Annotated in this window: 12 protein-coding genes and 1 pseudogene; 2 read left to right on the forward strand and 11 right to left on the reverse strand. The window is 50.1% G+C overall.

The features are described 5' to 3' along the window. Positions 1 to 1057: 1057 nt before the first annotated feature. From QPL95_RS18565 to QPL95_RS17350, 6 genes and pseudogenes are all read right to left on the reverse strand, one after another. Positions 1058 to 1174: pseudogene (locus QPL95_RS18565) on the reverse strand (antitoxin Xre/MbcA/ParS toxin-binding domain-containing protein); the annotation flags it as partial. A gap of 21 nt (positions 1175 to 1195) precedes the next feature. Continuing rightward, entirely contained in the window at positions 1196 to 1372 is a 177-nt protein-coding gene (locus QPL95_RS17330; RefSeq protein ID WP_303292182.1) for a hypothetical protein, read from the reverse strand. A gap of 4 nt (positions 1373 to 1376) precedes the next feature. Then, entirely contained in the window at positions 1377 to 1616 is a 240-nt protein-coding gene (locus QPL95_RS17335) for a hypothetical protein (RefSeq protein WP_273209217.1), read from the reverse strand. A 28-nt stretch (positions 1617 to 1644) separates the two neighbouring features. Continuing rightward, on the reverse strand, positions 1645 to 2277 hold the full coding sequence (locus QPL95_RS17340; protein WP_291949133.1) for a metallophosphatase domain-containing protein: 633 nt from the start codon (positions 2275 to 2277) through the stop codon (positions 1645 to 1647). 24 nt (positions 2278 to 2301) lie between these two features. After that, positions 2302 to 2988 (reverse strand): 3'-5' exonuclease, encoded by a 687-nt coding sequence (locus tag QPL95_RS17345; protein ID WP_303292183.1) that lies wholly within the window; start codon positions 2986 to 2988, stop codon positions 2302 to 2304. A 498-nt stretch (positions 2989 to 3486) separates the two neighbouring features. After that, positions 3487 to 3726, reverse strand: a complete 240-nt coding sequence (locus tag QPL95_RS17350) for a hypothetical protein (RefSeq protein WP_303292184.1) — start codon at positions 3724 to 3726, stop codon at positions 3487 to 3489. A gap of 286 nt (positions 3727 to 4012) precedes the next feature. Between QPL95_RS17350 and QPL95_RS17355 the strand changes: the two genes are divergently transcribed. Together QPL95_RS17355 and QPL95_RS17360 are read left to right on the forward strand one after the other, a co-directional pair. Next, entirely contained in the window at positions 4013 to 4156 is a 144-nt protein-coding gene (locus QPL95_RS17355; protein WP_291949127.1) for a hypothetical protein, read from the forward strand. Positions 4157 to 4170: 14 nt separating this feature from the next. Then, entirely contained in the window at positions 4171 to 4755 is a 585-nt protein-coding gene (locus QPL95_RS17360; protein ID WP_303292185.1) for a metal-dependent hydrolase, read from the forward strand. Positions 4756 to 4990: 235 nt separating this feature from the next. Here the strand turns inward: QPL95_RS17360 and QPL95_RS17365 are convergent, their stop codons facing one another. The 5 genes from QPL95_RS17365 to QPL95_RS17385 form a co-directional block, all read right to left on the reverse strand. After that, positions 4991 to 6103: an ADP-ribosylglycohydrolase family protein gene (locus QPL95_RS17365; RefSeq protein WP_303292186.1), complete on the reverse strand. Its 1113-nt coding sequence runs from the start codon at positions 6101 to 6103 to the stop codon at positions 4991 to 4993. Next, positions 6100 to 6867, reverse strand: coding sequence for a hypothetical protein (locus QPL95_RS17370; RefSeq protein ID WP_303292187.1), 768 nt, complete (start codon positions 6865 to 6867; stop codon positions 6100 to 6102). Before QPL95_RS17370 ends, QPL95_RS17365 begins: the two co-directional genes overlap by 4 nt. Continuing rightward, complete coding sequence (locus QPL95_RS17375; protein ID WP_303292189.1) at positions 6864 to 7211, reverse strand: hypothetical protein; 348 nt, start codon at positions 7209 to 7211, stop codon at positions 6864 to 6866. The genes QPL95_RS17370 and QPL95_RS17375 overlap by 4 nt, the downstream gene beginning before the upstream one ends. 133 nt (positions 7212 to 7344) lie before the next feature. Next, entirely contained in the window at positions 7345 to 9855 is a 2511-nt protein-coding gene (locus QPL95_RS17380; protein ID WP_303292190.1) for a DUF262 domain-containing protein, read from the reverse strand. Next, positions 9848 to 11608: a DUF262 domain-containing protein gene (locus QPL95_RS17385; RefSeq protein WP_303292191.1), complete on the reverse strand. Its 1761-nt coding sequence runs from the start codon at positions 11606 to 11608 to the stop codon at positions 9848 to 9850. Before QPL95_RS17385 ends, QPL95_RS17380 begins: the two co-directional genes overlap by 8 nt. Positions 11609 to 11683 lie beyond the last annotated feature (75 nt).

Genomic DNA, 11683 nt, shown 5'->3' on the forward strand with positions numbered 1-11683 from the left:
GCTGGTCTGGTGATATCCGAAACTTCAGCTTGCCGGAATCAGTCACTCTGAACCCGGAAAAGGCGGCCAATTGTTAAAGAGCTGATGACTTAAACGCGACATCTACGTTGACAGACTCCGGTTTTGCCGGATCCGTAAGGGGGAGGATGCAGGTAGTCCACTTTGGTTGACTGGAGTTAATGATGTAGCCGAGTTGCAGAGCCCTACCGGAATTGTGGTATCGATGGGTGCGTAAAAATCTATTCTAGCCATAACTTATTAGCCTCCGAACTTCTCCATCCCGCTTAGCTATCAATGCACTTCTGTCGACCTGCAAGCGGAGACGATTACTTTTCAGCCACTCTTCTACCATGCTCCAGACTCGAATCGGGCAAGAAGCTCGGAACGACGGTAAAGTCAGGCCATCTAAGCGACGTTGATGACAAACATGAGCAGCACCGATACCCATTTTTTCAGAGATAAAAGGCCCTGTGTCGCCGGAAAGGTGTGTTTTTTGCTCGCCTTTCAGCACACAGAAGGAAAATCAGGAGGGTTTATCTGACTTACTCAACTAAAGTAAATCGTTACTATGAGATCCAACACTATTCATTTAGGGCGTAAGACCAGACGGCATGGGAGAACATGCTTGACTAATCCCAGAATGAAAATCAGGGATTCAACATCCAAAAACTGCATGAGGGGCTATGTATGTGGGGTAACTTCTTCGTATTGCTTTTGATGTTCTCGGCGGCCCTAGCCGCGCCGGCGTCACTCATTGCCTGCTTGCTGCTGAGATCAAGTGCCAGGTTCGGCGGGAAATCCTCGAAATATCTGAGTCTTCTGCCTCAGACTTAATTTACAAAAATCCGTCTTGACGCAACCCGGCGGCCGGTTACTTTTCTGAGACCCCGGCTTTTAAAGAGTCATTAAGCCATTCCATCAAGACAAATCATCACCTTCAGAGGCCCGAGATGGCTGGCTTATTCCATGACGCGAAAATATCTTGACGGATATCCGCGCTTACCTTGATTGAACGACAGCATCCTCAACCAATATCAAGGTTGGCCGACAGCATGCATCAACTGAAGTCTCCCCACGCAATTTTCTGAATCGCAGAAGCTACTAAGGAGCAGCCCTCATCAGTACCCAGCAGGTCGAAAGGTTTCTCACCATCGAGCGCCGGAACAGGGCTCTGTAGCCACTTGAACGCAAGCTCCTAGGATTCAAAAACCCGTATCGCCTGGAGAATAACATCCGCCGCTTGCTGTGTGATTTCCTGCTCCAGGCCAACTGGCACCATCTGATCCCACTCTCGAAGTGCCTCTGGCATTGGGGCACTCAGGTCACACTGGGCCACCAGATCACTCAAGCTGTAGCGTTTACGATCTGTCATCGTCTTACCTTCGATTTCCTTTTCGGCCGCGTATCACCGCGGCTTGCATCGCTCCAGTCTCTTGGCTGGAGAACCTGTCGAGTGGTTGGTATTCACCATCCCACTCCTGAGCACGTCGGTACCGGACAACCTGTTCTGAGGTGAGCTCGACAATATCGTCGAACCCCGTTTCGTAACCCTCAACCAGCACAGGCGTTTCCGGCGGCAGTAATTTCAGATGTTCAATCAGTTCTTCCGCTGTCATTCAAACTCCTTGGTCAAATACGACCTTGTCATATCTCTACCACGACAGGCTCATTTTTGGGTTCGTAGCGAGCGGTACAGGTGCTGGCATTGATCAGTCTCGTGCTTCCCCGCCAGTATTCCCCGTAGCCCTCGTGGATATGGCCAAAGATGTGCGCTTTGAGTGAGAGTTGCTGGATTCGGTGAAGCAAATCAACGCATCCGACATTCTGGCATTTGAACCCCAGGTTGACCTCATCTCCAATGCCGTGAGGCGGGCCGTGGGTGATGAGAACATCGGTGTTGTCCGGAATGCCTTGCCAATTTTCGTACAGCGGCTCACCACGCTCCAGCATGAACGCCCAATCCATGAAAGTCGGCGTCCAGGGGGATCCCCAAAATCGTATGCCTTCAATCTCGACGCCGCTGTTTTCCAGGTATATGGCGTTGGTCAAAGCCTGCCTGGCCAGATCTGGCGTCTCCTGAAAGGCCCAGTCGTGATTGCCTGCAATCACAATCTTATGGCGATGCGGCAGCGTTCCGAGCCAGTCATTGAGCTCTTCGATGTTCTCCAGTGTTCCCTGTCCCAGGCTGTCGCCCGCATGAACAAGCACGTCGCCATCGGGAATCTCCGGAATACGACGGTGCAGACTGTGGGTGTCGGATATGCAAACCAGCTTCATACTCCCACCTCTATTGGCAAGGTGTTAACTCCCGGCTTTATCCCGAATCGCTCGATCCATTTCTTCAATTGTCACGACCTTCTTTGATTGAATATATCCTTTTAGCGGCAGCGACTCGGGCGGAGTCAATAGGTCGCTTTCCAGCGACCAATCCATATAGGGTAGTAGTACTCTGGCCATGTTGCGCGCATCGTCTACACCGCGGTGGTGGTGCCCCTCAAAGGTCAGGTTGTGATAGGCCAGTGCGTGGGCAAGGCCATTTTTTCTCTTTTGTCCGGTGGTGCGTCGCCAAATCCTCTTCAGGTTCAGATGCGGATACCCCATGAAGACAGGCACCGCGCCCATACGTGCACCTTGAGCTTTGATATGCAGACGATCGTAGTTGCCCCAACTGCACCAGATGAACTCTTCCGCTGGGACACCAAGCCACTCATCCATCGCCTCGATAGCATTTGAATAGACGGGCGCGTCATCCACCATCGGTTGGCTGATCCCTGTCAGTTCGGTGCAGAATTCACTGAGCAGCGGAGTCTCCACAGGGCGCACAAGAAACGACCGACTGTCCAGCAACTCCCCTTGCCGTATGGCCACGGCGCAACCGAACTCAATAATTTCCATATTGTGGACACTTTGTGGCTCGCCCTCCGGGTTTAACCGGGAATCCCAGCAGGTGGCCTCGAGATCTACGATCAGCAGTTTGCCGTTATTCATGTCGCAGCACCTTTGTCACTCTATCCAACACTTGGTGAACCGGCATCAACGGCACCTGACCGGTTTTTGCCAGAGTATCAATCCGGAGCTGGTTGCCCATCACGCTTTGTACCCAATCCACCCCGGGCGGATTGGCAGCAAAAAATCGGTGCGGGGTCAGTCGCATGTTCATCAATAAATACCACATGTAGGTATATTGCCTTTTACCAACAACAACATATGGTTACAGGCTAGCAATGCCGATCAAAAAACACCAGCATTGATAAGAGCCCGGAATTCTCAAGGAGAAAGCGCTGAAATAGTTCAGCTACGCGAGGGCTCTGCGCTCAACCAGTTCCGCATGGCGTCCCCACGCTTTATCTGGCCAGACACCGGGTGCCCCAAGTTGTGCCAGAAAGGTTTCAAGCGCCCCGAGTGGAGAGTGGAGAGTGGAGAGTACAAAGTGCCGTTAGGCCGGTAATATATGGAATCGGCATTATTATCGCTCTGCGAGGGCCATTATGTTCGTCCATTCTTGGGCTGCTCTCGATCCTCCATAAAGTCGTCACTGACGCCTTCAGAGTCAAACCACTCGTCCCAAACCGGGTCGGTCGGCCGATCATAGCGTTTGACAGAACCTTTGAGGCGCTCCAGAGGTGTAAGCTCCTGAGGCAACGGCTCGGCGAGCTCATCGGCATGGGCGGTGTGGGGATTGAGGCCTTCCAGTAGTTCTTTTTCCGTTGGTCGCTTTGTTTTCATCTCGGGACATGCTCCGTGTTGCCTGCATCAAACCTCAAGGCTTACCAGAGGAGGCCACCCTCCCCCAGCTTCAGATCATTTTGCAGAACATTGGCCCAGGAGTGAACCCGCTTACCCTGAATCGGCTTATGACCACTGAGAACGGTGATCTGACGCTCGGCAACCGCTGCTTAAGCCCAAGGGGTTCTCGCCTCAGGCCATGATCCCTCCGAAGTTGAAACACTCGCCAGAGACATCTCCGGGCAGGTATGATTCAACAACAAATCTGGGCAAATTTGGAGGCAGTATGAACATGGCAGCCGCCCTCATCGGCTATGGAAGCTTTGTATTGTCGCTCTTGGCCATCGGAATTATTGGTTACTGGAAAGCAGAGTCCTTAGAAGCCTGGGCAAAAGCTAAGCTGGAGCATCGGCACACAGACCACCACTGACTGGCACCGGATATTTGTCTGCAAGTATTCTGAGAATTGAAGCTGACTGCCTTAAATCTAATCACCTCTTCAAAAAACCAACTCCAAAACTGGGAGCATTCGTGCCTTTCACGCCAATCCACATGGGGCCAGGAATAGCAGCAAAGGCCCTTTTGCAAGGAAGTTTCAGTTTGATGGTTTTTGGTTGGGCCCAAATCGTCATGGACATCCAGCCATTACTTGTTCTGATAACAGGAGAAGGCACACTTCATGGTTTTTCTCACACATACGTCGGTGCAAGTTTGCTTGCTGTTGTATCGGCACTCTCCGGTAAATATCTCTCCGAAATAGGGCTTTATGTTCTCGCTCTAAATCCGGAGCGAGATGTTGTCATCAGATGGCCGGTTGCATTTTTCTCAGCTTTCATCGGAACTCTCAGCCATGTTCTCCTGGACAGCATCATGCACGCTGACGTTCAGCCTTTCCTCCCGGTGACAACCGATAACGCTTTCCTGCAGTTGATCACGGTCGATGCACTTCATAAATTCTGTTTTTACAGCGGGCTGGCCGGCGGTGCCGTTTTTTTTGCTATACATTTTTGGCGACGCTTTAATCGGTGAACCACGACAGATAGCTAAATGGAGCGTCGCAGACTCAGCTCCAAAGATGCGCATTAGCCGATGGGGGTCGATATATGTATAGGAAGGCTCTGAATTCATTGCAGGGAGGGACTCACACTTATAGGTGGCGCCCTGATGCTTTAGTGGAGCGAAGAAAGGTATCACCCTGACATTATCGCTGATCGTTGGGTGGCAGGACACCACAGCCTCACAATATTGATAGATATTGGCCTCGTTAACTTCCCGGATACCGCTCCCAAAGCCCATCGTCCTCCATATAGGAATGCCACTCCTGGCACGTCCACAAATCGGACGCAACGGGCTCAATAACCTCCCGAAGCTCCAACGGCTCCAGCCACCGATGCGGAATCACACCGGTGCCGTGCATGGCGCCAAGAATATTCCCGGTGATAGCCCCCGTGGAGTCTGAATCCCCATCGTGATTCACCGCCAGCACAATGCCCTGCTCCAAACTTTCAGCCACCAGGGCGCAATAAACAGAAATCGCCAGTGCTTCCTCTGCGACCCAGCCTTCGCCGAGTTCCTGGATAGCGATATGGTGTGGCTTGTCGGATTGGCTCAGTTCAACCGCCTTATCCAGAGCCGCCAATGTCTCTTCGTGACCGCGCTCTGCAACCAGTAATGTCTTGGCGGCAGCCAGAGCATCCAGCAGAGTTTTGTCGTTCAATAACTCAAAGATCAAAACAGCCAGTACGCCACCGGTCAGATACCCGCTGGGATGGCCGTGGGTGAGGCCGGCGCACATACACCCATCTTCAAATGCCCTTTCCAGGCCGGAGTTACCGTTGAAGGTCCGCCAGTAAAGCCCTACCGGAGCCACCCGCATTACCCCGCCACAACCCTTACTGTCATTGCCGGGGGTCTCTGGAACGCCCGGGTAATCCCGCAGCGCACTCAGGCACGTCATTCCGGGAGCACGCTGGCTGTGCAGCTCTCGCTGTTGAAACAACCAGCCGTCTTTCTCTGTGGTTACCGCACGACACTCGTGGCCCTGTGTTACCAACCAGCGCAGATAGGCATTGGCAACTGTGTGGTCGAAACCTGCAATGCCTTTACTTATTCCCCGCATTCGCCCCCGCAACAGGCCTTCTGCGGTGAACAGAGTCATTTGGGTATCGTCGGTTATCTTGCCTTTGCCACCATAGGCCGGGGCGTAGTCGGTTATGCCGTCAGGGCCAAAGCGGCTCAGAATTTCAGCGCGGGATATGAACTCAACGGCGGCACCGAGGGCATCGCCTATGGCGCCGCCGAGGAGGCAGGCGATGTAGTGGTCACTCATGCTCGCATCACAGTCGATAAGAGGTGACCTTTGCGATTGATCCATCATCTTGCTGCATCCTGGGTTGGTAAAGCATTCTCGAGAGAGCGCTTAACTCTCGCTATAACTTCCTCTCTGTATTCACCATGCCCATGCGTGGCCCGCGGATGAGCAATCCGAAAACAAACACTACCGCCGCCGTGGAACCCCCAAAGTTTCCTGGGTATCACTGGATCAACGTTTTCATAACCGTCGAAATGATCATTGAATAGGCTTCGAATGATTGGATCAACCTGATCGTACCCGGTGGCAAAAATAATGAAGTGCGGTTTGAGCTGTTTGATCTGCGCCGCAAGCAACTGATTGGAAAGCCTGACCACCTCTGAAAGCTCACCGGCAGGTCGGCCTATCGGTGACCGACCATCGTAATCCCAGGCAAAGAGGTTCGCGTACACCAGAGCTTTGGCATCCAGATCCAGCTCTCTCGCCAACCGGAAATAATATTGCTTGAAGCGACTGCTCGTCTTGGTGACAACACGACCGCTGGCACTGAGTTCGAGATGATTAGAGTATCGATCCACAGCCTCGCTAACGATCTCCCTCGTGGCCCCACGCTCATTCGCCTTGATTACGCGTCGAATAGTGTTTCTACCGTTTTTGGTGTTCCAACCTGCGGTTTCACGCCCGACCAGCATCACCTTCGGGTGACTTCCCCAATATTCCTCAAAAGGGAGCGGTAGAAACACACCCGAGTATTTGTCTTGTGTCAGGTCAAAATACTCAGACTTCACTCCTGCGAGTATTCTTTCATAGTCACTAATCAGTTCTTTCAATACTCAGCACCCCGGTAGCTGGAGAGGTGGGTCGATCCATCCGGCAACCACTCAATAGTCAATCCGCCGTTGCCAATTCGAACGATGCCCTCATTGCGCGGGCATTGCTCACATTCGGCACGGTAAACCAGGAAGCTATCGAGCAACTCCATGAGCTGAATTTTGAAACCAGAGCCTGAGACCTGATCCAAAATCTCATCCTCTATGGTCCATGACGTGCCGCTCAACCGGTTTTCATCATCTGCACAAAAGATTACTTCACCTTTTGAGCCAACGATGTCTCGATGCTGTTCCGCCAACATCGAGAGGCGGGTTTGTTCAAAATCTCCATCGTAATTGGGCATGGCTAATCCTCATCAAACAGTGCAAAAGCGTCAGTTTCGCAGTAGTAGTGAAGCTAGACGCTACATCAGCTTTCCGACAACCAATGTCGCTTAATGCCATAGCCTGCTTGAAGGAATATACATACGGGCAACGTTATCCATCAGTTAAGCGCCTCAACAATGCGCACAACTCTATTATCGCTTCCTGGGCAGATCCGGGTGAGTCAAAGCGAGACAGATACTTGACGGGGGCGTCGTCTAGACTCTCTTCGGCATGGAATCCAAGAGGCTTCATTGCAGAAACGACCTCCAAAGAAGAGGCGCCATCACCTATTGCTGAAAAAAGAAACTGGTATTGATGACCTTGATACCATACTTTCAATTGATAATCCTTACCATCCAGTCGGAATCCCGAGAACAAAATATAAGTAAGGGCTTCTGAACTTCTGTCGGCGTGATAATCAATCGACTGAAACGGTCTTAAATCTAGATTCTCAGACGAAATTTTTAACTCAAGAAATTTGGAATATAGCTCGGTGTGGTAGTGGTTTCGCTGCGACTCGTGTAACAGCACTACCTCTTTGTTGTTCCTGACAATAAATCCTTGATTACAAATTCTGAAAAGTTCCGGCATGCTAATCAGCAAGCTCCGCCAATCCTTAATCGGTGAGACCTCCATTGCAGCAGCGCAAATTTTTTCCAACGACCCCTGTACATCATCCGCATCAAACTTCGGGTCATCGAAAACATCTCTGACGAAGCTTTGCCTGCGATCCCAAGGATCTCCGTCGTTATAAGGGAGACGAAGCAGTCTCTTCCAACTATGGTCTCGTTCAATGTTGTTTTTGGCTAAACGAGTGCTTAACAAATTAAACCGGTCGGCAGTAGTCGTAGTAAAATAAACGCCTTTGGTTAGCACGGCTCTTTCCCAAGAATAGTCTATTCTGGCAGAGCTATCTCTGATCGCTGAAAATACAGCAGAGGCAGACCTAGCATACCGGCGGAATTCATCCAAATATTGTTGGCCCGAGCCATTCCAATTTGTATCACCATGCTTCGAGTAATAATCGACAATCCCAGAGAATTTCAGGATGAAACCGACTTGTCCTCGAAAGAACGGGTGGTTTTCGATGGCCACTATCTCCGAACGCCATTCCGGAGACTTAGAAATTAAATGCGCTTTTATCTTTTCTTCAGTGACTTGAGCCCCTAGAAAGCCTTCTACATCAATATCGCGGCACAATAGCTCCAATATTGGAGTATCTTGCTCAGCTAAATCACGAATGGAACCCAGCAACTGGTAATAATCATCAAGGGTATTGATGATTGTGTTTTCTGTTAAGTTAAAGATCACCCTCATCCAGGACAACAATTCGTCCTGTCGGAGCCCGTTCCCCACTGCACGATAAAATCCGTAAAAACGCAGTTTCTCGGGATAGCTGGTGGTGTTTTTGATAACAGCTTTAAAGGTTTCTTCTTCCGAGTAGTACGGATTGGGCTCTAGGTACGGAGTTATCTTGCCTTCGTTCAGGCTACCACGGTGCAGGAGGTCAAACATCGCAATCAGGTGAACGATAAGTCTCTGCGAAACGCAGTTATGATCGTCGTAATCCGTAAACGACCAGCTCTTCAAACTCCCCCCTACTCCAAAAAAGTCTCTCTCGAGACTCTGGTCAAGAATATGGAAGTTCGCGATCACCAGAGCTATAAAATTCATTAGCTCATCGTCGTAGGTATTGTCAGTTGAAGCCTCGTTACGGTAGCTCCAGAAAAGATCCGCCCAGTCGGTATCGATCTTGTGGATAAAGTACTCGTAACCGGAAACGGGCCGGTCCTGAAATCCGAGCCGGTATTCCGGCCATGGTGAGCTAAATGACTTTACTTTCTTCTCGAGACGGGCCTTAAAATTTTCGAACTGGGTGAGAGGCTTTCCCCTGGCGTTCATCTTGATGTAGAGATCATCGGTGAGTTTAAACTCCTGCAAGTTCAAAAACAGGAAGGTGATCACCGGGACCTCATCATCCACTAGTAGATCAAAGAACTCCGTACAGCCATCAAAGCGGTCATGTATTGCATCAAGCATTGTCAGCATAGATCGAATGGTGGGGTCACTGCTCCACGAAAGATAAAACCAACCGGTGTCCCGAATGGTGGCCTCAATGCTCCCAGTGCCTGTTTCGTTACAGAGCAAATCCTTGATCTGGATATCGTTGGCTATCAATGCATCGCAAAACTCACTCGAACTGGTCCTAGTTTCATAAGTGAACAGTGAGCGCCCCTTAACGCTTAAGGCGCTTCTTAGAAACTCAGCTCTCCCGGAAATTTGTGCAAGATACCAGTGCAGTAAAAAGAGAGTGGTCAGTCGCTGTTGCCCATCCAGCGGCACAAACCGCCCTGCCACGGGGTGTTTCTCAGTTTTCTCTAGTTTAATATCGTCGGCCACGATGCTCCCATAGACGAAATCGAGGTCTCGAAGCGGTGTCCCTTTTTTCAGATAACCGTAAAGTGCGTCCAAAAACGCTTTACGGACGGCTTTCTGATTTGGGCGACCCTGAGCATAGTCACGCTGTATTATCGGAATTTCGACCCGAAGCCGCTTTTTGCTGATAAGCTGAAAAAAGCTAAGACGCTCTCCCGATTGGTGCACAATATCCTGACTAGGCATCCAGGCCTCCTTGCTTGGGAAGATATTCGGATAGGGATTCTTCAATAGCTGCTAGGTAGTCATTAGCATCCGACTCTTGCCAATACAGCAGGTCGCTAGACGAACGGCTATAAAACTTCAAAAATACGTTCTTGGTACAGATTGGAACAAATATTCCACGCATGTCGTTTTCAATGATGCGTGTGCGCTTCACGGGATACAGAGCGTTCTTGTAGCTTCGATTGGTGTTTGCATCCAGCAAGGCTAAATTCCCGAGGCTGTCGGCCCACCCTACATCGTCATGGCCGAAATGATTGCAAATCTCGCCATACAAGCCTTCAAAATCATCTTCATCCAGCTTTGTCTGCTTCAGCAGACGCTCTATATCCTCTACGAACTTTTGCCTGTCTGTGTCAGTTGGTAGCTTTGCGTGCTGGAAGTAGCCCAGCATATCTTCAAGCCAGGCAATGCGGCTGGAGCCAATGGGCACCGTATCGGTTTGCGAACGGATATGCTCAATGTCCCAATTTTCGCGCTTATAGCGATCAAACGGAAAGCGGATATCCGCTTCCTTTGTCGCCAATAACGTCTGGATATTGAAGAGCAATAGCACTCTCTTAATGAGCGGATCACCGTAATTCAATTCAGTCAATTCACAGCGCACCCGCTCGCGGATTCTATCTTTCAGATAGTTTTTGAAAGCTGTTTTAGAGGTGCCTGGTTGATCGGAGGCTTTCTTGAGCGTGACAACATCCTCTCCACATTCCACCAAGAACCCAATTAGGTGGAACAGCTCCCGATCGCGATACCACTCGTCGAAGGTTAGAAAATAATCTTTGATGCCCTTCCAAAGGGTACCGATATCAGCGCTGCCCTCGTTAAAATCAGCATTGAACTTATGGAAGGTGAAGTAATTCTCGGCGCCAACCTTTTTTCCTTTCATCAAATCGAAAATGAATTCAATGCGGGTTTCGTAACGTTCGCCAGAATCTGAGCGGTGAATGAAGTACCAGAAATCGGGCGCTTGCAGTTGTTTCTCTATACTGTCCCACTCTGATGCAATCTGAATTTGCTTAAGTTGTGCCTGATCGGCATCAAAGTGATGGCGCTGTAGGAAAAGGGCCCTGACCAGCTCCGCATTGGTCAGAGGGATTTTTCCAATGTTGATGCGGGAAAACACATCCACCGCATAATCATTGCCAACACACTCATCAGTCAGGTCGTACCAAATTACTTTAACCGACTGAGCTGTCTCTGGCTTGGCTAACAGGACCGAAAGAAAGGCATTGTTTTCGTTAAAATCTCTACCGTCGAACCATTCTGATACCGCTTCATAGGCGCGGGCTATGTGGAAAAAATCAATATTATTGGTTTCTTCTGCCGGTCGGATGTTCTTTAGAAAGCTCGCACTTTCCGAGCGGGTCTCGTATTCAAGCGTATACAGAGGCTTTTTGTAAGCCTCTTGAAGCTCCCGCCGAAGATGCTCTTTTTCAAGGTAATGGAGAATGATGTACAGGGTTGTCAGGCGCTGCTGGCCATCTACTAACTCCCAGTGATGGTCCCGCTTCACCACTACGATGGGTTGCAGGCAGTAGAAAGCTGACTTTTCGCTCGATGTTTGCTGACTGAATTCCCAGATATCGTCTAACAGCTCCTTAACCTGAATCTCGGACCAGCGATAACCACGCTGATAAGCTGGTATGTAGAAATGCTCCCCCAAGAGTTCGTAGATATTCTTTAAGCAGAGTTTCTCCTGAACCAGAACATCATTCATATCAACTTATTTCCCTTGCCATTAGTTTAGCTGCCTACCCTATTTAATTTCTACCCGCAGCCTCTGCTTCATTTC

It is taken from the genome of Marinobacter sp. SS5-14b, assembly GCF_030541005.1.
Classification (GTDB): Bacteria; Pseudomonadota; Gammaproteobacteria; order Pseudomonadales; family Oleiphilaceae; genus Marinobacter.

Bases quoted from the DNA above. Each gene is read 5' to 3' on its own strand.
- QPL95_RS17330 (WP_303292182.1), bottom strand. From the start codon at position 1,372: ATGACAGATCGTAAACGCTACAGCTTGAGTGATCTGGTGGCCCAGTGT.
- QPL95_RS17335 (WP_273209217.1), bottom strand. From the start codon at position 1,616: ATGACAGCGGAAGAACTGATTGAACATCTGAAATTACTGCCGCCGGAA.
- QPL95_RS17340 (WP_291949133.1), bottom strand. From the start codon at position 2,277: ATGAAGCTGGTTTGCATATCCGACACCCACAGTCTGCACCGTCGTATT.
- QPL95_RS17345 (WP_303292183.1), bottom strand. From the start codon at position 2,988: ATGAATAACGGCAAACTGCTGATCGTAGATCTCGAGGCCACCTGCTGG.
- QPL95_RS17350 (WP_303292184.1), bottom strand. From the start codon at position 3,726: ATGAAAACAAAGCGACCAACGGAAAAAGAACTACTGGAAGGCCTCAAT.
- QPL95_RS17355 (WP_291949127.1), top strand. From the start codon at position 4,013: ATGAACATGGCAGCCGCCCTCATCGGCTATGGAAGCTTTGTATTGTCG.
- QPL95_RS17365 (WP_303292186.1), bottom strand. From the start codon at position 6,103: ATGATGGATCAATCGCAAAGGTCACCTCTTATCGACTGTGATGCGAGC.
- QPL95_RS17375 (WP_303292189.1), bottom strand. From the start codon at position 7,211: ATGCCCAATTACGATGGAGATTTTGAACAAACCCGCCTCTCGATGTTG.
- QPL95_RS17380 (WP_303292190.1), bottom strand. From the start codon at position 9,855: ATGCCTAGTCAGGATATTGTGCACCAATCGGGAGAGCGTCTTAGCTTT.
- QPL95_RS17385 (WP_303292191.1), bottom strand. From the start codon at position 11,608: ATGAATGATGTTCTGGTTCAGGAGAAACTCTGCTTAAAGAATATCTAC.